This is a genomic window from Mesorhizobium sp. CU3 (assembly GCF_006442965.1).
Lineage (GTDB): Bacteria > Pseudomonadota > Alphaproteobacteria > Rhizobiales > Rhizobiaceae > Mesorhizobium.
On record NZ_VFWX01000004.1, the window covers coordinates 214070 to 235736 of the forward strand.

Here is a 21667-nt window from a genome sequence, read left to right on the forward strand (position 1 = left end):
ACTCCGGTTCTGGACGCGCCCGGCAAACTCAATTGCCGAAGGCCCTGTCCCATATCTCGGTGTTCATGACCTTCGACCAGTCGGGCTCTGCCGTGATGAGGCCGTACTTGATGTAGAGCTGGGCTTCCCGGCTGAAGTCGGCAACCACTGAAGCGTCCGGCGACTTGAACTGCTGGTTGCGCTTGGCAAAGGTCGTCGCTGCTACGTCGGGCTCGAGGCCGGTGACCTTGGCGTATTCGGCGACGGCTTCCGTCTTGTTCGCCCGGACCCAGTCCAGCGAGGCCTTGTAGCCCTTCAGGAAGGCGGCCAGCGCATCCGGCTTCTCGGCGATCGCCTTCTTGGTCGCGAGGATGATGACGAAGTTGTTGAAATACTTCGACGACGGCGTGAAGATGACCTTGGCGAGCCCCTTGGAGACGTTCGCCGCGATAAAGGGGTTGTAGCTGATCCAGGCGTCGATCTGCTTGCCGGCAAGGGCCGCGGCGCCTGTGCTGGCTTCGATCTTGACGTATTTGTAGTCGTCCTTGCCGATGCCCACGTCTGCGAGCGCCTCCTGTACATAGGCGATCGGCGAACCATCGCCGCCGGCGATCGTCTTGCCCTTGAGATCGGCAAGCGACTTGATATCGGAATCGGCCGCAACAATGACGCCGACCGCTTCGGGGGACTGCTCGGCGATGGCGATGATGGAGTAAGGCAGATCCGGCGCCGCAAGGGCCTGATAGGTCGTGCCGGTGATGCCCACATCCGAGGCGTTGCCGGCCATTGCCTCGTTGATCAGGAGATTGTCGGTGACAATCTTGGTGTCGAGCGCGACGCCCGCATCCTTGAACTTGCCGTGTTCGGTGCCGACAGGCGTCACGATGTAACTGCGCAGCTGGATGAGCGACACCGAGGCGTCATCCGCCAGTGTCGTACCGGTCCCGACAACGGCAAATGCGGCCGCCATGGACAATACCGCTATCGGCCTCTTGAGCATTCCCAACAGATGACTCAACTTCATTTCCTTTCCGAACCGGTTTCTGGAACCAGACGGCGCCCCGGCAAGCGCCCTTGGTGATCTTCTGACACCGCGATGCGGCCTCGAACTGCGTCCTGGCGTGGCCCTGACAACCGGGTTGCACGGCGCCAATGATCGACTTTCGAAGGCAGCTTCAAAGCGTCGGAAAATTATGAGGCCTGGCTGGGGAAATGGAGGCTGATTTGGATTGAATTTGCTGCCACTGGCGGAACATTTTTGCCGACACAACCGTAATATGAGCCAAAAAATGTCCGTTTATCGAACACAAGTGTTCGATAAACATGCATCGCAGTGGAATGACTGTCAATCGGTGCGGTACCCGGATTCGCACCTATATGAACACGCGACATCTACGTTACGCTGGGTGCTCAGCGCGAGCGGGCGAGGCTGACGAAACGGACGATCAGCAAAACCGCTGCGGCGATCAGGCCGGCGACAAAACCGTACCATATGCCGATCCCGCCGATGCCGAGACTGAAGGCGAGCAGATAGGCGCTGGGAAAACCGATGCACCAATAGCTTACGATCGCAAGGACCATCGGCACCGTCGAGTCCTTGAGGCCGCGCGCGAGGCCGGCGGCGACGGATTGCAAAGCGTCGAAAAGTTGGAACGCGCCGGCGATCATGATGAACCGCACAGCGATTCCCACCACCGTCTCCGCGCCGGGCGCCGTCTTGTCGACGAACAGCCCGGCGAGGAAGCGTCCAGCCGTGATGAAAAGTCCGCCGCTAAATGCAGCGAAGAGTGCGGCCATGGCCAGCGCCGCGATACCGGTTTTCAGGATCGCCTCGCCGTCGTTGCGCGCGGCCGCAACGCCGATGCGGACCGTCGCGGCCTGCGACAGACCAAGCGGGACCATGAAGGCGATGGCGACGAGTTGCATGGCAACGCCATGCGCGGCGAGTTGCAGCGTGTCGATCCAGCCGATCATGACGGCGGCGACCGAAAACAGGCTCATCTCCGAGAGCACCATCATGCTGATCGGAATTCCATGACGCAGCACTTCGCGGAGCGCCGGCCAGTCCGGCTTCAGGATCTCGCTGTGCAGCCGGAACCGCCGACAGGCCGGCACCAGGCCAATGTAGATCGCCAGGCTGGCGGCAAACATCGTTTCTATCGCCACCGCAACCGACGCGGCGCCCGGCAGGCCGAACGCTGGAACGCCGAACCGGCCAAGCGTGAACATGTAGGCCAGCAAAGCGTTGCAGGCGACGCAGACGAGGTTGACCGCCAGTATGATGCGGGTCCGGCCGAGCGCGCTGAGGAAGGACTTCAGCACCAGGAACGTCAAGGCCGGCGCGAGCCCGAAACCCATGATCCGCAGGTAGGAGGCCGCCTTGGCGACGACGTCCGGCTTCTGCCCCATGCATGTCAGGATGGGTTCGCAATAGATGAACAGCGGCAGCGTCATCACGGCATAGGCCAGCGAAGCCCAGATCCCCATGCGCACCGAGCGCCGCACCTCGCCGGTATCGCCCCGGCCGAGCGCATGGGCCACAAGCGGGATGATGGCGATCGAAGAGCCGGATCCGAAATGCAGGATCAGGTAGAAATACTGGATCGACAGCACGATGCCCGCCAGATCCGAAGCGCCGAGATGGCCGACGATCAGCACGCCGGTGGTGTTGATCGCAAGCTGGGCAAGCTGCGCCCCGACCAGCGGAAGGCCGAGCCGCAGGATCGCCGAGGCTTGCCCGGTCCAGCCTTCGCGATCAGTGCTGACGGATTGTTCCACCGTTGTTCGCCGATTTCCTTGCCGTACCGGTCAGATGCACCGCCCTGCCCGAGCAGGTGATCCGGATTTCGTCGCGGAATGCAGCCTGGATCAGGCCGCCGATTCCACCAGCGGCTGTGGGTAGTCGGTCTGGCTCAGGATCTTTCCAAAGGCGCCGAAGGTGAAATGGGTGAGCGCGCCGGTGCCGGGATCGCGGCCGATCGCGGCGCAGAAGGAGCGAAGCTTGGCGAAGTCCAGCACCATGCCGGCCGCCATCACCATAACCTTTTCCGAGAATGTCAGCAGGTAGATATTCTCGCGCAGCTTGAACATCCGGCAGGGATCGATATCGGCCTTCGGGTATTCCTCGCCTCTCAGGCAATGCCACGCATACCATTCGGCATTGAGATAGATGTGCTCATAGACGTCGTCAGCGCTGTAGACCCACATTGCCCGCCTGCCGAAGAGATCGCTCGTCAAGGCAATCTTGTCGCCATAGGCGGGCTGGCCACCAATCCTGCCCAGCGTGACCGTCTGAGCCACTGCGGGTTCATCGCCCACCCTTACGCCCACGACATTGCGTATGAAGACGATCTGCCCGGAATAAAGATCGGCAATAATGCTCGTCGAAGCGCGGGCGTCGTCGGCATGCTGGAAAGCGATCAGGAAAAGGCCGTCATCCACCTTCTGCGCCTCGTAAGTCTCGCTGCGCTGCGCGTCCTGCGTTCCGTCGGCCCAGGAAAGCCTCTCGCCGTCGATGAACGCGAATGCGATGGACTGGCCGCCGTCCAGCTCGGCGACGAGGTTCAACCCGGCAAGTTCCGTGCTGCGTTCGGCTTTGTTCGACGTGAAGTTCGTGCCAAGGCCAAGCGCGCTGTCGGACTTCGGTGCCACCTGCTCGTTCATTTGGCGGTTCCTTTCAGAGTATCTTTTTCGATGGCCGGTATGCCGGCGTTCACGAAGTGCTGCCCCATCGCTGGCCGGATATCGTGGAGATCGACAGCGTGTTGGCGAGCAGGGATTGTGTGTAGGGATGCTGCGGGCGCGTCAGCACGTCCTCTGTGGCGCCGATCTCGGCGGTCTTGCCCTTGTCGAGCACCAGCACCCGGTCGGCGAGGTTGCGAACGACCGCCAGATTGTGGGTGACGAAGAGCATCGCCAGGCCTTCCTCGTCGCGGAGCCTGACCAAGAGGTCGAGAATGGCCTCCTGGACGACCACGTCGAGCGCCGACGTGATCTCGTCGCAGACCAGGACCTTGGGCTTGCAGATCAGCGCACGCGCGATGCAGACGCGCTGACGCTCGCCACCGGACAGGCGGTCCGGCCTCAGTGTCGCTTGGTCGGCGCGCAGGCCGACTTTCGTCAGTGCCTCCACGACTGCCTGGCTGCGATTTTTCTTGCTGCCGGCAACGAGATTATGGGCCATGCCGATGCTCTCGCCGACCGTCTTGCGCGGGTTGAGCGCTGAGAACGGCGACTGGAAGATGTATTGCAATTCCCGCCGCGCCTTAAGCGAGCGGTTGCGTGAGCGAGCATGCAGGGCGACGCCGTCGAGTTCGACCAAACCGTTCTGCTGGGTGTGCTGTCCGACGATGCATTTGGACAGCGTGGTCTTTCCCGAGCCCGATTCCCCGACGATGGCCAGACATTCGCCGGCATGGACCTCGAAGCTGACTTCGTTCAGCACCGGCGCCAGGCCGTATCTCGCCGCCAGCCCGGCCACCCGAAGGATCGGCTGCGCGGATGCCCCAAGCGCCATGCCGGTGCGCGGCCTGGCCAAGGCCGGGTCGGGAGCCGCCTGCAGAAGCTCGCGCGAATAATCGTGCGACGGCGCCTTGAAGAACGGACCGGCGGCATCGGTCTCGACAATCCTTCCGTTGCGCATCACGGCGACCCGGTCGGCGATCGCGGCGACCACGGCGAGATCATGGGTCACATACAGCGCCGCAATGCCGTGATCGGTGCAAAGCTGGCGGACGAGCTTCAGCACGATCGCCTGGGTCGCCACGTCGAGCCCTGTCGTCGGCTCGTCCAGCACCAGTACGGCTGGCTCGAGCATCATGGCGATGGCGATGCCGAGACGCTGCAACTGCCCGCCCGAAACCTGATGGGGAAACCTGCAGAGAAAATCATCATGCGTCGGCAGGCTGACCTCGGCGAGAATTTCGATTGCCCGGGTCCGTGCCGTCTTGCGGTCCCAGCCGTGGCAGAGAGCCACCTCGATCATCTGGTCCAGGATGCGGATGGCGGGATTGAAGGCTGACGTCGGGTCCTGCGCCACGTAGGCAACGGTCTTGCCGCGCAGCGAAAGCAGCGATCGTGGCGTTTGCGAAAGAACGTCGACATCGCCGATGCTGATCTGGCCGGATGCAATGCGCGCGCCGGCACGCACATGCGCGAGGAGCGCGGTGCTGACGGTCGTCTTGCCGGAGCCGGATTCGCCGATGAGGCACAAGATCTCGCCCGGCGCGATCTCGAAGCCGACATCGGAGACGATCTCGCGCCCGCCCTTCAAGGTGACGCTCAGATCCCTGACGGCCGCGCGCCGGCCTTGAATCGGCGCGGGATCAGCCATTGCCTTGCTCCGGGTCGTCGGGCCGTCTCACGGCGATTGCGCCGCGCGCCGTCACGGCGCCGGGCCTGCCCGTATCGAAGCGCAGCAGCTGCCCGACCATGTTCTGCTCGTCGACTGCCCGGAAGGCTGCGATCAGCAGGCTGTCGCCATCGAAGGCCATGTGCATCGGGTGGCCGGGCACGGGGTGCGACATGAGGGAGCTTCCGTCCGGCGCGATTTCGTCGATCGAACTGGAGCCGAAAGAGGCGACCCAGAGCGTTCCATCCGCACCCACGCGGATGCCGTGCGGCGTATGCCCGGCGGGGAGCTGGATGACATCCTCGACCGCGCCATCGGTGCGCAGGCGGCGGACCTTGTCGGAATAGGCCTCGGTCCAGACGACCGAGCCGTCCGCTTCGACCACAAGTCCGCAGGGGAACGTGCAGCCGGTGTTCACCAGCAGCGCGGCGCTGCCGTCGGGATTGATCGCAAAGATCCGGCCATCGCCTGTCCTTTTGGTCGGCTCCCATTCCCAGATGTGGGAATCGGCGACGTAAAGCCGGCCGTCCGGCCCGAAGGCGATGTCGTGGGCGGACACCACCGGCTCGCCGTCAACCTCGCTCAGGATGATCTCGGGCGAGGTCTGTCCGGGTGACAGCTTCTGAATACAGGGGGCGATCCGATCATCGGCGACCCAGAAGTCGCCGAGCACGCCGCCGGTATGGGCGATGTAGAAGGCGCTGTCGCTGCCGCGCAGGATCGCGATGGGCCCGCTGCTGACCCGCGAAAGGACCTCGCGGCCCGTCTCCGGCGCATAGGCGACGATGTCGCCCGTCATCACATCCACGCAAAGGAAGCGGCCGTCATCCAGCAGATCGCCCCCCTGGGGCATCTCGCCGAAATCCCGTTCCACAACGCTGACCCTGCCGAGATCGCTCATCGTCAACACCTTAAAGCATCATGAACCCGCGTCGCGCCGGCATGCCCTCGACGTCGACGCGCATGCGGACCAGGCGACCGGGCCGCAGTGAATTCTCATCCGACGGATCGACGGGCGAGCCGAAATCGGTGATGTAGAGCCAGTTGCCGACGAAAGCGCAGTTGACCGGCACACCGCCGATGTCGAGCTTCTTCAGCGTTCGCCCGTCAGGCGACAGCACCGTCACCAGACCCGCCTCGAAAGTCGTGATCCAGAGATTGCCGTGGCTGTCGATGGCAATACCTTCGGGGGTCTCGCCTCGCGGCAGTCGGGCGACCGTTTCACGCTGGCCGTCCGGGCGCAGACGCCCGATCACACCTGTGTAGGATTCGAGCCAGACGATCGACCCGTCGGCCTCGCAGGCAATGCCGTTGGCGAACACCGCACCGACGTCGAGGATCTTCTGCGCCCTGCCGTCGGGACCAACGGCATGGATCGCGCTTGGCTGGGTCGGGTCGTCGGGTTGCCACAGACCCGAGTCGGTAAAATACAGCCGCCCATTTGGTCCCCAGCACAGGTCGTTGGGCGCGAAATACGGCTCGCCGTCCGACGCCGAGCACACCGTCTGCACCACGGCGCCGTCGGGCGAAATCCGCTGTATCGACGGCGCCGCCGGGCGCGGCAGCCGGTAGCCGCCATAGTTCGCGCCGCTCTGGGTGACATAGATCCAGCCATCCGAGCCAAGCGTCGATCCGTAGGGCGCGCCGCCGGTTGCGGCCAACGTCACCACCGCCCGCTCCGGATACCAGACGCAGACCCGGCCGCTATCGGCCTCGACGAACAGAATTCCGCCGTCCTCAAGCAAGTCCGGCCCTTCCGGGTGGCCGAGTCCTTCCACCAGCACCTCGACTTCGGCGGGAGCAGTCATAGGGTTTCTCCGATGCCAAGCACGTCGCTGACGGCGTCGGTCAGCGAGTTCACCGCGAGCGCGAACATCGCGATCATGACGATCGGGGCGACCGTGCCCCAGGGGGCGATCATCAGGCCGCTGCGGTTCTCGTTGACCATCAGGCCCCAGTCGGCGTTCGGGGGCTGGATACCGAAGCCGAGGAAGCTCAGGCCTGCGATGACGCCGATCGACCAGGTCAGCAGCGCGCCGAACTGGACGATCAGCGGCGTGGTGATGTTGGGCAGTATCTCCAGGAAGACTATCTTGTATCGCGGCATTCCCACCAGTTCCGCCCACGCGACATATTCCTGGTGGATGGATGCCAGCGCCACGCTGCGGCTCAGCCGGGTAGCCGTCGGCAGCCAGCCGATGGCCACGACGATGACGATCAGCGACGGGTCATGTCCGAGCATCGACAGGAACAGGATGACGAGGACGATCAGCGGAAAGGCCAGCAGCACGTCGTTGAGCCAGCCGACGGCGAGGTCCACGATGCCGCCGACATAGGCCGCGAAGATGCCGAGCGCCGCGCCGCAAACGGTGGCCAGAAGGCTCGCAAGCACCGACATCCAGACCACGGACCTGCCGCCGAGCAGGATTCGCGAGAACACGTCCTGCCCGAGATAATCGGTTCCGAACCATGCCTGCCGGCTGGCGACGTCGAAGGGCACGCCCACGATGTCCGACACGCCGTGCGGCGCCAGCAATGGGCCGAGATAGGCGATCGCGACCACGGCCGCCGTCGCGGCCAGACCGCGACGGACCCGCCACGAGGCGAGCAAGCGTCTGGCTCGCCCGTCCTCGATCGCCTGGGGAACTGGCGCGCTCACTGGCCCCACTCCGCGGTGCGCAGGCGCGGTGTCAGCAGGATGGTCAACAGATCCGCGATCATGTTGAACACCACCACGCCCGACGCAAAGATCAGGGTCACCGCCTGGAGGACCGGGAGATCGCGAAAACGAACGGCGTCGTTGAGCAGGCCGCCAAGACCAGGATAGTTGTAGATGTATTCGATGACGACGACACCGCCGAGCAGGTAGCTCAGCATCAACGCACTGCCCTGGACCATCGGCACCAGCGCGTTCGGCAGCGCCTGCCGCCAGACCACGCGCCATTCGTCGACGCCACGCAAGCGGGCCTGCGCGACATACTCCGAGTCCAGCGCCTCGATCATCGACGCGCGGGTCTGGCGGATGAGATAGGGCGCCGTGATCAGCACGCCGGTCATCACCGGCAGCACCAGCTTGTAGAGATGCGAGAATCCGGTCTGGCCGGGCGGGATCAGCGAGACTGCCGGGAAGACCTGGAAAACAAGCGTCGCAAAAAGCAGAAGCAGGATGGTTCCGATCACGAAATCCGGCAGCGCCATGAGGCTGAGCAGTCCAAGTACGAGTGACCGGTCGAAGATGGTGTTGCGCCAGACCGCCATCGCCACACCGATGATGATCGACAACGGAATGAGAATGATCGCCGAAAACAGGAGCAAGGCCAGCGAGTTGAGCAGCCTGCTGCCGATCAGCGTGGCGACCGGCTTCTTGGCAGCGAGGGAAACGCCGAGGTCGCCATGCAGCAGGCCACCGAGCCAGGACAGGTACTGCACGCTCAACGGCCGGTTCAGTCCAAGCTGCTCCCGCAACGCGGCGACGAGTTGCGGCGTCGCCTGCCGTCCGAGGATGGTCTGCGCCGGATCCGAGGGCAGCGCCTGTGTCGCCACGAAGATCAGCAGCGAGACCACAAACAGCACGAGCACGCCGCTCAGAACGCGTTTGAGCAGCCACTTCAATTGCTTTGCGGAAGACCCCCCCGCCAAGGGCGTCGCCGCGATCGGTTGCATGGCGCCGGGTTGCTTCATGCGAGGGCGCCGATCACTTCGTTGCAGGGGGCGATCTCGGCGAGCATCGACAAACCGCCCTCGAGCGCGACCCGATGCAGTTCAGCACTCTGCGATGCCGTCCCGTCGCTGACGACGATCGCGCGGTAGCCGAGATCGCTGCCGTGTCGGGCCGTCGATTCGACAGAGAGGTTCGTCCAGGCACCCGTAAGCACAATCGTATTGATGCCCATTGCCCGCAGCGTCTGGTCGAGGTCGGTGCCGGCGAAGGCGCCGGCCCGCTGCTTTTCGACCACGATGTCGGTGTCGGCCACGGCAAGCTCCGGCAGCATTTCGAGGCCAGGCGAGCCGGGCTGGAGGTCGGGATCGTCGGCGATTTCCCGAAACAGGGCGCTCACCATGCCCTTGTCGCGGATGCCCCGCGGGCGCCGATGATGGACGAAGACGACCGCCATGCCCTTGCGGTTGGCGGCTTCACGCAGCGCAACGATGTTGGGCACGAGATTCTGCTCGGTGGCATGCGGCTGCGCGTTGCCCTGCGGACCGACGATACAGGCATGCATGTCCAGGATGATCAGGGCGGCGTTGGCGGCGTCGATGGCGGGCACAGGCATGGATGCGTCCTCAGATTTCGATGCTCGAGCGAAAGGTCGGGCCGGGGCGAACCCCGCATTCGACCGACTGCAGACGGCCGATCAATTGCGGCGCCGGCAGGTCTTCCTGGAAAGGTCCGAGATCGGCGACATAGAGCCTCCCATCTTTCAGGGTGCCGTTGAGCGGCAGCCCGCCGGTCCGCAGAAAGCCGGCGATCTCGCCATTCGGCCTGACGATGTCGAACCCTGCCGCCTCGAGAGCCGCGACCCAGAAGTTGCCGTTGGCGTCGATCTTCAGCGATTCCGGCGTATGGCCCTGCGGCAAGGTGCAGACCTCGGCAGGCGTCCCTCCCTTGCGCAGCCGCATGATACGGTGCGTGTAACATTCCGCCCAGTAGATGGTGCCGTCGGCCGCCACCGCTATGCCGCTCGGAAAGACGTGGCCTGTCTCCAGCACGAGTTCCGCAGTGCCGTCGGGCGAGACGGCGACGATCGCACCGGGCTCGGTCTCGCCGCCTGGCGCCCAGGTGCCCGAATCCGTCATGTAAAGCGATCCGTCCGGCCCCCAGGCGAGATCGTGGGGGGCAAGGAAGGGGCGGCCGTTCGCCGCACGGCAGATTTCCCTGGCTTCGCCCGTGGACGGATCGAACACTTCGAGCGCCGGCGGCCGCTGGGTCTCGGCGCGCCAGTCGCCAGCTTGACCACCATTCTGCGTGAAATAGACGCGGTTGTCGCTGCCCAGGATGACGGCGTTCGGGCCGCCGCCGCAATGGTGAAGCTCGGACAGCTTGCCGTCGCCGCTGCACAGCGCCAGGCGCGACGTGTAGGTCTCGGCGAACACGACCGTGCCGTCGTCCATAACGTCAGGTCCCTGCGGATGCCCGAGCGCCTCGGCCAGGGTCGATGCATCCTCAGTCGACATGGAGCGGCAGTCCCGTTTCCATCCACAATATGTCGACCTTGTCGTACCATTCTTCGAGCAGGGGATGGGTCTCGTCGACGGCCTCGAGTGCCGCCGAGTCCACCCACAGGACGACGTCGAGGAATGTCCCGTCGGCCAGTTCATGGAACGTGTTCGACACAAATCCCGGGGCCTGCTCGCGAAACTCCCGGCAGAAACGCGGACGCAGCGCGACAATTTGATCGCGCAGGCCCTCCTTCGGGCGAATGCGCACGACTTCGACGAGCGTTGCTTTGCTTGCGGTCAAGATCAGGCTTCCCTCAGATTTCAGATGACGTGGTTCATGACGGTCTGGCCGCCGTCGACGGTGATGGTCGTTCCGGTCAGGAAGTCGGGAGCCTCCGCGACAAGGAACCTGACGATCCGGGCGACCTCGTCGGGATCGGCGGCACGGGCCTGCGGGTTCATCACCGCGAGTGCGCCAGGCTGCAGGGAATCGACGAATTCCCCGATCATCGGCGTGTGGATCCAGCCCGGAGCCACGGAGTTGGCGACGATGCCGTCGGCCGACAGATCGACAGCCAGTGAGCGGACAAGCGCGTCCACCCCGGCTTTCGCCGCGCAGTAGTGGGCGAGGCCTGGATCGGCCACGCGGGCGCTGATCGACGAGATGAACACGATCCGCCCGCGCGTGCGCGTCGCCAGGAACGACTTCGTCGCCGCCATCGCGATCATCGCCGCGCCGCGCAAGACGGTGGCGTTCATCTCATCCCAGTCCGCCAGGGTGAGGTCCTTGAAATTGGCGACATGGAGAGCCGCCGCGGCGCTGACCACCGCATCGAGGCGCCCGTAAGCGTCGACCGCGCGCGCAAAGATCGCATCGACGTCGCCGGGCTCGGCCACGCTGCCACCGACGATCTCGACGGCGGCTCCGGGAACCGCCGCAACGATTGCCGCCGCGGCCTCTTCCAGCAGGTGCTTGCGCCTGCCGTTGATGACAAGGTTGTACCCGGCCGCCGCGAGCGACCTGGCCGAAGCCAGGCCGATGCCGCTGCCCGCGCCGGTTACGATTGCCGCGGGTCGATCCGAGCGTGTCATTGATCCTCCAGCCAAAGATCGGCCGACCTGTAGGTTGAGAAGCCGGAGACGTCGGGCGAGATGCCGCCAACGCCGCGTGTGAAGTCGACGGAGTTCTGGAAGCCCCAGATGATGGTGCCGCCCTTCTCGTACTGGATTTCCTGCATGCGGTGCGCCATCGACTTGCGCTTCGCGTCATCGGGCTCGGCGACCGCTTTGCCGTACAAGCCGGTAAACTCCTCGTCCTGGAAGTGCGAGAGGTTGAGCGTCGAGGTCGGCCCGTCGGCCTGCATCAAGGTGACGAAGTAATTGTAAGGCGGCTGCAGGTTTGGCGAGAAGGCCCACTGCCCGTATTGCGGTCCGTAGAACGCCGCGGAATCCACCTTGTTGAGCTTGACATCGACGCCTGCCGCTCGCGCCTGCGTGGCGTAGAGTTCGGTCGAACTGAGCACACCCGAACCCAAGTCGCTGGTCGTAAGCTCGATCTGCAGGCTGTCGAAGCCGGCCTGCTTGAGCAGGAACTTGGCCTTGTCCGGATCGTGCTGGCGCTGCGGCAGATCGGCGTTGAAGAGGGGGTCGAGCGGTGCATAGAGGTCGTTGGCGATCCGCCCCTCGCCGAGATACGCGCCCTTGACCATGGCCTCACGATCGACGAGCAGTTTCAGCGCCTCGCGCACCCTTACGTCCTGGTACGGTTTCTGATCGACCCGCATGTTGAGCGGAATGAAGCTGACCGTCTCGCTGCGGTTGATCTGCAGGTTCTGATCCGCCGCCAGCACCCGGATGAGCGGGAAGGAGACGAAATCGGCCATGTTGATCTGGCCGCTCTGCAAGGCATTGATGCGGGCCGTCTCGTCATTGAAATCGACATGCGTGATGCCGTCGGCGTAGGGCCTGCCGTCGCGCCAGTAGTTCTCGTTGCGCACCATCACCGACTGCTGGCCGGGCACGAAACTCTGGACCTTGAAGGGACCGGTTCCGACCGGCTTGGCGAGATCGAAGTCGGTCGGGACGATCGGCAACGCAAGCGAGGCCGCCTCGGGAAAGCAGATCATGCCCGACTTCAGCTTGAAGCGCACCGTGCGCTCGTCGAGCTTTTTGGTTTCCTTCAGGTCGAGGGTCGCGAGCAAGCCACCATATATCGCGCCGGTCGCCGGATCCAAGCAACGCTGGGCGCTGTAGATGACGTCGTCGGCAGTCAGCGTCTTGCCGTGGTGGAACTGGATTCCCTTCTTCAGCCGGATCGTCCATTCGTCCAGCGTCGCGTTCGGCTCGCCGGACTCGATCAGCCACGGGTCGATCGAGTAGCTCGACGAGGCGAGCCAGAGCGTTTCGTAGAGTGCCGAGAAGCGTGCGTAGTCGGCCGCCGAGAGAACCTTGAACGGATCAAGCGAGTCGCCCGCGCTGCCGCCCTGGATGCCGTGAATGAGCATGCCGCCGCGCTTCGGCTCGGCGGCCCTGGCCGCCGAAACCAGCGGACGCCCGCTAAGGTCTACAAGTGTCGCACCGCCGACCAGCGCGGCACCGGCCGCGAGACTTCCTTTGAGGAAATCCCGACGCCCCAATTTTCTGTTCGAAGATAGTGTCATGTCGTTTCCCTCTTTTTGTGTTTGTTCTTGTTTTCGTGCAGCCAATCCTGTCGCGTCGAGAACCTGCCGACCGCCTCACAAGTCCTCCCCGACTTGGACGCCGGAGAACCGTTGGGAGGATTCCAATCTGGAACTCCATTGAGCAGAAGCTCGGCCCTCCTAGACGATCTCCGCCCAAGGACTTTCGCTTGGCTCGGCATCGGTCATCGAACGCATTCGTGGCCTCTATCTACGCCGTCGCTACGGAGCACCTCTTGGGCAGGGATGACAAAAAAAGCGGACTCCCGCGACGCCTCAGGCGCGTTTTTGGACAGAGTCCGGTTCGGCGTCCCTTGACAAATTGCAGCTTAATTAACATGATAAGTAAATATGTTCGACCATCTCCGACGGGCCAAAGGGAGGAGCACGGAAATGACCCCTTCGTTGGAACGAAAAGGCAGTCCGGCATCGGGATTGGACGCAAAATCGAAAGCCCACGACATGCTGCCGGACCGGCGTCACAGTGACGTCAAGCGGTGGCCGGTGAGCGGCGCCGATCGAATGGAACAGCTCGATGATTTCGGCGCGAAGCTCCGCGATGCGTGTGGCGCTTTCGCCCTGCTCGGCGCGCGCGGCAGAAACGCGGTGGGTGGAAAGGTTTTTGGGGAGAGTAAGGCCGGCATTCGGCTTGTCGAGATTTGCTCCAATCTCCAGCAATTTTCCCGCAGCAGGCGGGAGATCAGCCTCGGTGGCCATGACGACCTCTTTCTCATCCTCCAGGAGGACGGCAACGCGCTGATCAGCCAGCATGAAGCGTCCCACTGGCTGCAGCCCGGCGATCTGGCTCTCATCGACAGTATGGAGCCCTCGGAATTCACGTTCTTCGGGGAGTTCAGCCGGCAGCGCTTTGCGCTCCTGCCACGCGCTTCCGTTCTGGCGCGCCTTCCGCATGGCAAGGTAGTCGGCGGAAACTTCCTGCCGGCCGCGGATCCGGCCAATACCGCTATCTCCGCGGTCCTTCAGAAAATCCGGCTTCTGGTCGATCCTGACCCTGAGATTGGCGCCTTTCTCGGCGACGCACTTTTGGCACTCGTGCGCGTCATGGCTTGCGAGGCCCCTCGCAGCCAGCAGACGCACAAGGGCAAAGAGGCATCGGGCACGGATCACGCGCTCAGCATGAGCCGTCAGTATATCGACAACGGCTACCGGGATTCGAATTTCAAGATCAGGGAGATGGCGGAAACCTTGCGTCTGTCGATGCGGCAGGTTCAGCGCAGCTTCGCCGCGCTGGAGACGACGCCGACGAAATACCTCCTCATCAAGCGGCTCGAACATGCGCGCAAGGAGATCGACCAGATGATCGCCGGCCGGCGATCCGACCTGATCTCGACGATCGCCTTCGAGGCCGGCTTTTCCGATCTGTCCTATTTCCAAAGGACGTTCCGGCGCGCCTTCGGGAACACGCCGCGCGAATATATCCGCGGCATAGCGGGATGAAATCCCGAGGTCTGAAACATGCGGGGCGCGCCATGGAATTGCCCACGGCGACGCAAAGGGCGGCTTGCCCAATCCGGTCAAATCGGCCGGCGCCCGCAACTGGGAGTGCCTCGGGGCGCCGGCCTGGCGGCAGGTTGCGGGCTGCCGCCTTAACCGGTGTCGTGTCGGAGGGACGTGCCTCAATCGCCCGGCATCACCCCCACTTCATCTCGCCCTTGGCCACCTTGGCGCCAAGCTCAAGCGAGGACACGTCGGCAAGATCGGGATAGTGCTTCTTCATCGCTGCGATCAGTTCGCCGCTGTCCTTCGCCTTGGCGGCTTCCTTGTCAAAAGTGATGAGATATTTGCGCGTGAACGAGACCGCATCGCGCCCCTGCGGCGCGCCCTCGACCTGGTGTCCAGGCACGACGATCTTCGGCTTGCGCGCAAGGATGGTGTTCAGGGCTTTCACCCATGCGGCGCGCGACTGCGGCGTGGCGGTGTCTGCCACCCAGACATGGATGCCGGAATCGACCAGCACGCCGCCGAACACGGCTTTCAGGCTGGGAACCCAAAGATAGCGGCGGTCATGCATGTCCGGAACTTCGACGATGTCGATGCGCTGGCCCTCCAGGTCGAGCGAGGACACGTCGGATGCCGTGGGGATCACCACGTCTGCCAACTTCTGAGGGCCATTGTCCTTCAGTTGCGGTCCCCAGGTTTCGAGCTTGCCCTGGACGTTGCCTTTGATCGCTTCGACCGTCACGGGCTTGGCGATGACCTTGGCGTCGGGGAAAGCCTCGACGATCGGCCGCAGACCGAAATAATAATCCGGATCGTTGCAGCTGACATAGATGGTGGTCAGCATCTTGCCGGTGGCCTTGATCGCGGCCGCGACCTTGCGCCCGTCTGAGAGCGTGAAGCCGCCATCGATCAGGATCGCCTCCTTCTTGCCCGAAACAAGGACGGGCGTGCGGCGGAAACCGGCCTCGTCGGCCTGGAAGAACTGCCAGGAAAGTTTGGATCCAGCCGCTTCGGCAACGGCCGGCAAGACAGCCACAGCACCCAGCGCCGCGGCGAGTTTGAGGGCATCGCGTCGGTTCAACATGACGGTATTCCTTTACTGAGAAGCGAGTGGCCAAGCGGGCTTCAGCGGAGCGAAGAGCTCGAAGTCGCGGAGCCCGTATGGCCGGTTGTCCTGTCGATTGAAACAAATCGACGATCAGGGTCAGTCCGTACCTTCCCCAAATGGTTCTAGACACCGAAATTCTGGGGTACTAGTGCGTCGTCGACGGAATGTGTGTCCACCCTGAATGGACAATTGAATGATGGGCAGAACGTTGAACCTCAACCGATTGGAAATCTTCGTCGCCGTCGTCGAGACGGGCTCGATCACTGCTGCCGCACGTCGGCTGGGTCTGGTCAAGACCGCGGTAAGTACGCACCTGCAGAAGCTCGAGCGCGAGGTGGGAGCGGCGCTGCTGATCCGAACGACCCGGCAGTTGAGGCTGACGGAGGCCGGTCGCACTTTCTTCGAGGCTTGCCGGCCCATCCTTCGCGATATCGACAGCGCGGTCGCTGAGATCGACGAGAGCGCAACGAATGTCAGGGGCACGCTGCGTGTCACGACCTCGGAGGAGTTCGGCGCCATGGTCGTCGCACCGATCGCCGCAGCATTGGTTCAGCAATATCCGGCACTCAGGATAGACCTGATAGCGTCGGATCGCATCATAGACATCTCGGCCGAAAACATCGATGTCGCGATACGTCTGGGATGGCTGCGTGAGAGCAGCCAGCAATCAATCCGCATCGGCTCGTTCGAACAATGGGTTCTTGTTTCCACCTCCCAGGCCGAATGGGCTTCGTCCCTCACCATTCCGGAGGAGTTGCGGCAGAGGAAACTGTTCGCGCTTTCAGCGCTTCCCAACCCCACCAACTGGGTCTTCAGTTCACCTGCCGGCGAGGATCGTCACGTGAAGTTCGATGCACGCCTGACGGCAACGACCACCAGCGTGTTGAAAGTCGCAGCGCTGAACGCCGAGGACCTCGTTATCCTCCCGGACTATGCGGTCAGGGAAGAAATCGCCGCAGGCAGGCTGATGCGCGTGCTGCCGCAATGGACGCTGCCGAAGGGCGAAATCCATGCCGTGTTTCCGCCGAGCCGATATCGGCCGCTCAAGGTGCGCATCTTCCTGAATGCGCTGAAGACGGCATCGCAGGGAATGCCTGAGTTCGGGGCCGGTTAGCAGCAACGTCTTCGGTAGGAACGCCCTATCTGTCCTTTTTCCAGATTTCGTATTCGGCCCGGCTTTCCGGCGTGCCTGGAAAGAGCCCGAAGATAGAGCGCCCTTCCGCAACTTTCGCGGCCGCGAATTCCTCGTAGCCGGTCATCTCGAAGGCTTCGGCCGCGACGTCATCGACAATATCGCGCGGGATGACGACCACGCCTTCGCCGTCGCCCACGACGATGTCGCCGGGATAGACGGCAACGCCGCCGCAGCCGATCGGCAGATTGAGATCGGCCGGATGGAGCCGTATCGGCGTGGAAGGCGGTGCCGGTCGCGTGTGATAGACCGGCAAGCCCAGAGCGGCGATGTCGACGGTATCGCGAAACCCGCCGTCGGTTACGGCTCCCGCGCAGCCCCTCGCCTTCAGTCGCCCCATCATGATGTCGCCGGCGGAGGCGGCGCCGGCATCGCCTCGCGCATCGATCACAAGGACATGCCCGGGAGGGCACTCCTCGATCGCACGCCGCTGTACGTGCGTCGGCTTGGCATATTCGGCCATCGTATCGAGATCTTCGCGCGCCGGAATGAACCTCAAGGTGAACGCCGGCCCGATCATGCGGGTGCCGGTGCCCCCAATCGGCAAGGCGCCCTCTATCAGCCGGCTGCGCAGGCCGCGCTTGAACAGGACGGTCGTCAGCGTCGACACACTGACAGCCAGGAGTTTGGAGCGCGTCTCGTCGCTCAACGGTATTTCCGACATTGCTGGTGCCCTCGCAATCAAAGGAACGGAGCTGCAAGCCCGAGCAGCCCGCCGACAAGCGCTGCATGTTCGAACAGGAAGAATTTGTGCATCACCGCCTCGCCCGGATCCGAATAGGTCCAGTAGCGATGAAAGAGCGCGTCCGCCGTGACGGTGAAGGCGATCAGCATGAAAGCGCCATAGACGGCAGTCGGATCGTAAAGAAGCAGCAAGCCACCGGCCAATGCGAGCACGATGCCGATCCAGAAGAAAATCTCGCCGTTCGGCATGCCTATGCGCCGGAACTCGGCATAGTGGTGTTCGCGCGCGCCGATGTTGAACCACACCGACCACAGGAAATAGAACGCCACGCCAAGGCGTCCGAGCAGGTTCAACCAATCGGGCAACGTCATTTCGAAATCCTCGAACCTGCTAAAACATCGTGTTGGAATGGGCCAGTTGTTCCGGAATGGGCTGGATCACATCCCAGTGCTCGACCACACGGCCGTTCTCGACCCGGAAGATGTCCATCACCGCGCTGCCGCGGTCGCCTTCGTGCTCGGTCCAGTGGGCGTGAACGGTAACGAAGTCGCCTTCGCAAAACACCCGCTTGATCTTGAACCGCGCATTGGGGCGTGTGGAGAAGAAGTCGAGAAAGAAGGCGCGAAACGCTTCCCTGCCATCCGGCACGCCGGGATTGTGCTGGGTATAGACCGGACCCATGAACCGGTCGATGCCCGCGTCGACCTCATGCTTGTCGAAAACAGTCTCCAGGAAGCCGACGACAACCTTCTTGTTGGCTTCGACACTCGATGCATTGGTCATGTTGGTCCCCTATCGCGCGATCATTCTGGTGCGCAGCTGGTCGGCGACGAGGGCAAGAACCAGGATGACCCCGAGAACGATCTGCTGCACATAGGACTCGACCCGGATGAGGTTCATGCCGTTGGTCAGGATGGTGATGAAGATCGCGCCCAAGAGCACGTCGCGCACCTTGCCGCTGCCGCCGAACAGCGACACGCCGGCGATGACGCATGCGGCCACGCTTTGCAATCCATAAGGCTGGCCGTTGAGCGCCTCGGCGGAGCCGGTCCTGGCCAGGAACAAGATGCCGGTCGTCGCCGCCAGGACCGAGCAGATCACGTAGGCCAGGATCAATTGCCGGCGCGTGTTGATGCCGGACAGTTGCGAGGCGCGGATGTTGGAGCCGACCGAATAGAAATAGCGCCCGATGGTCGTGCGGTTGAGTAGCACCCACATGCCGACGAATATCAGGCCCGTGAAGAGCACGGCCGGGGCGAGGCCGAAGATGCGGCCGTAGCCGAGCAGCCGCTGGAACTCATCCGGGATCTGCGTCACGGGAAGGCCGCTAGTCATGCTCAACGAGACGCCAACCAGGCTGGTCGTCGTGCCGAGCGTCATCATGAAAGGCGGAACATTGAGCAGAGCGACGCCCAGCCCGTTGATCAGGCCGATCACCACGCCGGCAAGCAACCCGCCCGCGACGGCCAACGTCATGGCCAGGACGAAGGCATCCGGAGACGAGCCCAGCACGGCCTTCAGGATCAGCGCGGTCACCACCCCGGCAAAGCCGACGACGGAGCCGACCGAGAGATCGAGCCCCGCCGTGAGCAGCACGACCGCCTGACCCATGGCGATGATGATCAGGAACGTCGATTGGCGCGCGACGTTGAAGATGTTGAGCGAGGAGTAGAACCGCTCTTCCTGCAGCGAGAAGAAGATGATCGCGCCGACAAGCAGGAACGGCAGGATGCCGAGATGGATGAAGGCCGTCTTGGTCCAGTTGGTTGACGAGGATCTTGCGGCGGGTTCGGAAGAGATTGCCACTTCGTTGGACCTTTCTAGTGCGACGACGCTTCGTTGGTGGTGCCGAAGAACCCGTGCAGCACACGGCCTTCGGAGATTTCGGCCTTGTCGATCTGGTCGACGACCTCGCCGCTGCGCACGACCAGCAGGCGATGGCTGAGGTTCACGACCTCCGGCAGGTCCGAGCTGACGATGATGACGGCGGCTCCCGCTTCCACCAGATCCTTGATGAACCCATAGACCTCGACGCGCGCCGAGACATCGATGCCGACGGTCGGCTCGTCGAACAGGAAGACACGCGTTTCGCGCCCCATCGCCTTGGCGATCATGATCTTCTGTTGATTGCCGCCGGAATATTTCACCACCGGCTTGTCGAGCTCCAGCGGGCGAACGCGAAGCCGCTCCCCGAGCCTGGTAGCGAAGCTTCTTTCGTTAGCCGTCTTCAGCCAGCCGGATCGCGACAACTCGGCCTGGCCGAGCGAGGAGAGCGTCAGGTTCTCTCGCGTCGGGCGCAACAGCATCAGCCCTTCATTGCGCCGGTCCGAGGGTATGTAGGCGACACCCATCTCCAGGAGCCTTGCGGGCGAACGGACCGGCACGCTCTTGCCGTTCACTTCGACGGTTCCCGAGCGAACCGGCTCGAGCCCGAAGATCGAACGTATCATCTCGGATTTCCCGCATCCAACCAGGCCGGCGAGACCGAGTATCTCGCCTGAACGGACAGCGAAGGAGACATTCGAGACGCAGCCGTTCATGGTGGTCAGGTTCTTGACCTCGAGCGCGACGTCACCCGGAACGTGGGCGATCTCCGGATAGAATTTCTCGAAGGAGCGTCCGGTCATGAGTTCGACGAGCGATCTCTGCGTGGTGGTCGCCACGTCGACCGTCTTCACGAAACGACCGTCGCGCATGATGGTGACGCGATCGCCGATGGCTTCGATCTCCTTCATGCGATGCGTGATGTAGATGATGCCGACGCCCTGCGCGCAAAGCTGCCGGACCAGCCCGAACATGGATTCGGTTTCCTTCTGCGACAGCGAAGCCGTCGGCTCGTCGAGGATGAGAACCTGCGGGTCGGTGAGCAGGGCCTTGGTCATCTCGACCATTTGCTGTTCGGCGCGCGACAGGCGCGCGACCATGGCCTTGGGCTCTATCGAGAAACCGAAACGCGTCAGCGCATCACGTACCCGAGCGCGGCGCTCGGCGATCTTCAGGAACCCACGATTGTTGGGTTCGGCCCCGAGGAAGATGTTTTCCTCCACGCTGAGGTGCGGCGCGAGGCTGAACTCCTGAAACATGGCGGCCACGCCGTGCCTGCGCGCATCCTGCACGTCGCGAAACCGCACGTCCTTGCCATCGATCGCAAGCGAACCCTGGTCGGGCTGGATGGCGCCGGCGATGACGTTTATCAGCGTCGACTTTCCCGCCCCGTTTTCGCCGAAGATGACGTGGACCTCGCCTCGCTTGAGGTCGAAGTTCATCGTGTCGAGCGCCTGTACGACCCCGAACCGCTTCGAGATGCCGGTTACCGCAAGAAGCGGCATCGCGGCATCGCCGGGTTTCGTCATTGAACTTTCCTTCACAAGGGTCGCGGCTGCGGCCATTGTCATCGAACTCCCATTCGTGCCGTCATCCCCTGACGGCAATTGGTCCCGTCGCCTGTTGCCGACGCTCGGGAACGTTCAGTTTCTAACCATGAGCACCAAGTATCCAGCCTACCGCCGCCAGATTCTGCTCGGCATAGCGCCGGGGTTTGTCCTCGAGCGTCGTCGCCATGATGTCGTTCCACCGATTGAGGAGCGCATGCCAGGCGATCAGTCCTGTGATCACGACGATCGCGTCCTCGCTGAAGTGGTTGCGCAGTTCGGCAACGTCCGCGTCGTGCACCTCGCCGGGCATCCGAGCCGCGTTCCGGCACAGCCGCAGCAGCGCCCGTTCGCGCTCGTCATAGACTGCCGAGGTCTCGAAGTCGCGGACCGCCAGCAGCTTCTGCCTCGCCAGGCCCAATTCCTCGGCGCCGCAGGCAAGGTGAGCCGCGCTGTACATCGATCCCGAGAACAGGCTGAAGGCGAAGCCGACCAGGCGCCGCACCGGCTGTTCGATATCATCCGGATACCACAGCGCTTCGGCGCATTTACCCATGGCGCCCAGCAAGGCCGGGTTGCGCGCAAGCGTCAGGAAGCTGTTGGGCACATAGCCGTGATCCGCGTGGATCGCCGAAATCACATCGGCGAACTGCGGAACGTCGCTCTCGTTCAATGGCGCTATT

At 63.4% G+C, this 21667-nt stretch carries 22 protein-coding genes; 2 read left to right on the forward strand and 20 right to left on the reverse strand.

What is annotated here, in order from left to right:
• Positions 1–28 precede the first annotated feature (28 nt).
• From FJ988_RS08755 to FJ988_RS08810, 13 genes are all read right to left on the reverse strand, one after another.
• Complete coding sequence (locus FJ988_RS08755; protein ID WP_181183466.1) at positions 29–949, reverse strand: ABC transporter substrate-binding protein; 921 nt, start codon at positions 947–949, stop codon at positions 29–31.
• 440 nt (positions 950–1389) lie between these two features.
• Positions 1390–2757 (reverse strand): MATE family efflux transporter, encoded by a 1368-nt coding sequence (locus FJ988_RS08760; RefSeq protein WP_140816505.1) that lies wholly within the window; start codon positions 2755–2757, stop codon positions 1390–1392.
• Positions 2758–2847: 90 nt separating this feature from the next.
• Positions 2848–3642, reverse strand: a complete 795-nt coding sequence (locus FJ988_RS08765) for a MoaF C-terminal domain-containing protein (protein ID WP_140816507.1) — start codon at positions 3640–3642, stop codon at positions 2848–2850.
• Between the two features lie 49 nt (positions 3643–3691).
• The gene (locus FJ988_RS08770) at positions 3692–5311 is read right to left on the reverse strand and encodes an ABC transporter ATP-binding protein (RefSeq protein ID WP_140816509.1); all 1620 of its coding nucleotides are present in this window, start codon (positions 5309–5311) and stop codon (positions 3692–3694) included.
• Positions 5304–6230, reverse strand: a complete 927-nt coding sequence (locus FJ988_RS08775; RefSeq protein WP_140816511.1) for an SMP-30/gluconolactonase/LRE family protein — start codon at positions 6228–6230, stop codon at positions 5304–5306. The genes FJ988_RS08770 and FJ988_RS08775 overlap by 8 nt, the downstream gene beginning before the upstream one ends.
• A 10-nt stretch (positions 6231–6240) precedes the next feature.
• Positions 6241–7137, reverse strand: a complete 897-nt coding sequence (locus FJ988_RS08780) for an SMP-30/gluconolactonase/LRE family protein (RefSeq protein WP_140816513.1) — start codon at positions 7135–7137, stop codon at positions 6241–6243.
• Entirely contained in the window at positions 7134–7988 is an 855-nt protein-coding gene (locus FJ988_RS08785; RefSeq protein ID WP_140816515.1) for an ABC transporter permease, read from the reverse strand. The genes FJ988_RS08780 and FJ988_RS08785 overlap by 4 nt, the downstream gene beginning before the upstream one ends.
• Positions 7985–9010, reverse strand: a complete 1026-nt coding sequence (locus FJ988_RS08790; RefSeq protein WP_210242751.1) for an ABC transporter permease — start codon at positions 9008–9010, stop codon at positions 7985–7987. Before FJ988_RS08790 ends, FJ988_RS08785 begins: the two co-directional genes overlap by 4 nt.
• Complete coding sequence (locus tag FJ988_RS08795; RefSeq protein WP_140816517.1) at positions 9007–9603, reverse strand: cysteine hydrolase family protein; 597 nt, start codon at positions 9601–9603, stop codon at positions 9007–9009. The genes FJ988_RS08790 and FJ988_RS08795 overlap by 4 nt, the downstream gene beginning before the upstream one ends.
• 10 nt (positions 9604–9613) lie before the next feature.
• The gene (locus tag FJ988_RS08800; RefSeq protein ID WP_181183467.1) at positions 9614–10504 is read right to left on the reverse strand and encodes an SMP-30/gluconolactonase/LRE family protein; all 891 of its coding nucleotides are present in this window, start codon (positions 10502–10504) and stop codon (positions 9614–9616) included.
• Positions 10494–10790 (reverse strand): hypothetical protein, encoded by a 297-nt coding sequence (locus FJ988_RS30790; RefSeq protein ID WP_181183468.1) that lies wholly within the window; start codon positions 10788–10790, stop codon positions 10494–10496. Before FJ988_RS30790 ends, FJ988_RS08800 begins: the two co-directional genes overlap by 11 nt.
• A 20-nt stretch (positions 10791–10810) precedes the next feature.
• Positions 10811–11581 (reverse strand): SDR family NAD(P)-dependent oxidoreductase, encoded by a 771-nt coding sequence (locus FJ988_RS08805; RefSeq protein WP_140816521.1) that lies wholly within the window; start codon positions 11579–11581, stop codon positions 10811–10813.
• Positions 11578–13149, reverse strand: a complete 1572-nt coding sequence (locus FJ988_RS08810) for an ABC transporter substrate-binding protein (RefSeq protein ID WP_140816523.1) — start codon at positions 13147–13149, stop codon at positions 11578–11580. The genes FJ988_RS08805 and FJ988_RS08810 overlap by 4 nt, the downstream gene beginning before the upstream one ends.
• 411 nt (positions 13150–13560) lie before the next feature.
• Here FJ988_RS08810 and FJ988_RS08815 point away from each other — a divergent pair, with 411 nt between their 5' ends.
• On the forward strand, positions 13561–14625 hold the full coding sequence (locus FJ988_RS08815; RefSeq protein ID WP_181183469.1) for a helix-turn-helix domain-containing protein: 1065 nt from the start codon (positions 13561–13563) through the stop codon (positions 14623–14625).
• A gap of 193 nt (positions 14626–14818) precedes the next feature.
• Here FJ988_RS08815 and FJ988_RS08820 read toward each other — a convergent pair whose 3' ends face one another.
• Positions 14819–15712 carry an MBL fold metallo-hydrolase gene (locus tag FJ988_RS08820; protein ID WP_140816527.1) on the reverse strand — a complete coding sequence of 298 codons (894 nt, stop codon included), beginning with the start codon at positions 15710–15712 and terminating at the stop codon, positions 14819–14821.
• Positions 15713–15929: 217 nt separating this feature from the next.
• On the opposite strand from FJ988_RS08820, the gene FJ988_RS08825 reads away from it, so the two are divergent.
• Positions 15930–16850, forward strand: coding sequence for a LysR family transcriptional regulator (locus tag FJ988_RS08825; protein ID WP_140816529.1), 921 nt, complete (start codon positions 15930–15932; stop codon positions 16848–16850).
• 25 nt (positions 16851–16875) lie between these two features.
• On the opposite strand, the gene FJ988_RS08830 is transcribed toward FJ988_RS08825, so the two are convergent.
• The 6 genes from FJ988_RS08830 to FJ988_RS08855 form a co-directional block, all read right to left on the reverse strand.
• On the reverse strand, positions 16876–17592 hold the full coding sequence (locus FJ988_RS08830; protein WP_140816531.1) for a ribonuclease activity regulator RraA: 717 nt from the start codon (positions 17590–17592) through the stop codon (positions 16876–16878).
• A gap of 17 nt (positions 17593–17609) precedes the next feature.
• The gene (locus FJ988_RS08835) at positions 17610–17984 is read right to left on the reverse strand and encodes a DoxX family membrane protein (protein WP_140816533.1); all 375 of its coding nucleotides are present in this window, start codon (positions 17982–17984) and stop codon (positions 17610–17612) included.
• 19 nt (positions 17985–18003) lie between these two features.
• Positions 18004–18396, reverse strand: a complete 393-nt coding sequence (locus FJ988_RS08840; protein ID WP_140816535.1) for an ester cyclase — start codon at positions 18394–18396, stop codon at positions 18004–18006.
• 9 nt (positions 18397–18405) lie between these two features.
• Complete coding sequence (locus FJ988_RS08845) at positions 18406–19419, reverse strand: ABC transporter permease (RefSeq protein WP_140816537.1); 1014 nt, start codon at positions 19417–19419, stop codon at positions 18406–18408.
• 14 nt (positions 19420–19433) lie between these two features.
• The gene (locus tag FJ988_RS08850; protein WP_140816539.1) at positions 19434–20966 is read right to left on the reverse strand and encodes a sugar ABC transporter ATP-binding protein; all 1533 of its coding nucleotides are present in this window, start codon (positions 20964–20966) and stop codon (positions 19434–19436) included.
• A gap of 121 nt (positions 20967–21087) precedes the next feature.
• Entirely contained in the window at positions 21088–21657 is a 570-nt protein-coding gene (locus FJ988_RS08855; RefSeq protein WP_140816541.1) for a carboxymuconolactone decarboxylase family protein, read from the reverse strand.
• Positions 21658–21667 lie beyond the last annotated feature (10 nt).

Excerpts from the sequence above, each read along its gene's own strand:
- FJ988_RS08755 (WP_181183466.1), bottom strand. The coding sequence starts at position 949 with ATGGCGGCCGCATTTGCCGTTGTCGGGACCGGTACGACACTGGCGGAT.
- FJ988_RS08765 (WP_140816507.1), bottom strand. The coding sequence starts at position 3,642 with ATGAACGAGCAGGTGGCACCGAAGTCCGACAGCGCGCTTGGCCTTGGC.
- FJ988_RS08770 (WP_140816509.1), bottom strand. The coding sequence starts at position 5,311 with ATGGCTGATCCCGCGCCGATTCAAGGCCGGCGCGCGGCCGTCAGGGAT.
- FJ988_RS08775 (WP_140816511.1), bottom strand. The coding sequence starts at position 6,230 with ATGAGCGATCTCGGCAGGGTCAGCGTTGTGGAACGGGATTTCGGCGAG.
- FJ988_RS08780 (WP_140816513.1), bottom strand. The coding sequence starts at position 7,137 with ATGACTGCTCCCGCCGAAGTCGAGGTGCTGGTGGAAGGACTCGGCCAC.
- FJ988_RS08790 (WP_210242751.1), bottom strand. The coding sequence starts at position 9,010 with ATGAAGCAACCCGGCGCCATGCAACCGATCGCGGCGACGCCCTTGGCG.
- FJ988_RS08795 (WP_140816517.1), bottom strand. The coding sequence starts at position 9,603 with ATGCCTGTGCCCGCCATCGACGCCGCCAACGCCGCCCTGATCATCCTG.
- FJ988_RS08800 (WP_181183467.1), bottom strand. The coding sequence starts at position 10,504 with ATGTCGACTGAGGATGCATCGACCCTGGCCGAGGCGCTCGGGCATCCG.
- FJ988_RS08805 (WP_140816521.1), bottom strand. The coding sequence starts at position 11,581 with ATGACACGCTCGGATCGACCCGCGGCAATCGTAACCGGCGCGGGCAGC.
- FJ988_RS08810 (WP_140816523.1), bottom strand. The coding sequence starts at position 13,149 with ATGACACTATCTTCGAACAGAAAATTGGGGCGTCGGGATTTCCTCAAA.
- FJ988_RS08815 (WP_181183469.1), top strand. The coding sequence starts at position 13,561 with ATGACCCCTTCGTTGGAACGAAAAGGCAGTCCGGCATCGGGATTGGAC.
- FJ988_RS08820 (WP_140816527.1), bottom strand. The coding sequence starts at position 15,712 with ATGTTGAACCGACGCGATGCCCTCAAACTCGCCGCGGCGCTGGGTGCT.
- FJ988_RS08825 (WP_140816529.1), top strand. The coding sequence starts at position 15,930 with ATGATGGGCAGAACGTTGAACCTCAACCGATTGGAAATCTTCGTCGCC.
- FJ988_RS08830 (WP_140816531.1), bottom strand. The coding sequence starts at position 17,592 with ATGTCGGAAATACCGTTGAGCGACGAGACGCGCTCCAAACTCCTGGCT.
- FJ988_RS08835 (WP_140816533.1), bottom strand. The coding sequence starts at position 17,984 with ATGACGTTGCCCGATTGGTTGAACCTGCTCGGACGCCTTGGCGTGGCG.
- FJ988_RS08840 (WP_140816535.1), bottom strand. The coding sequence starts at position 18,396 with ATGACCAATGCATCGAGTGTCGAAGCCAACAAGAAGGTTGTCGTCGGC.
- FJ988_RS08850 (WP_140816539.1), bottom strand. The coding sequence starts at position 20,966 with ATGACGAAACCCGGCGATGCCGCGATGCCGCTTCTTGCGGTAACCGGC.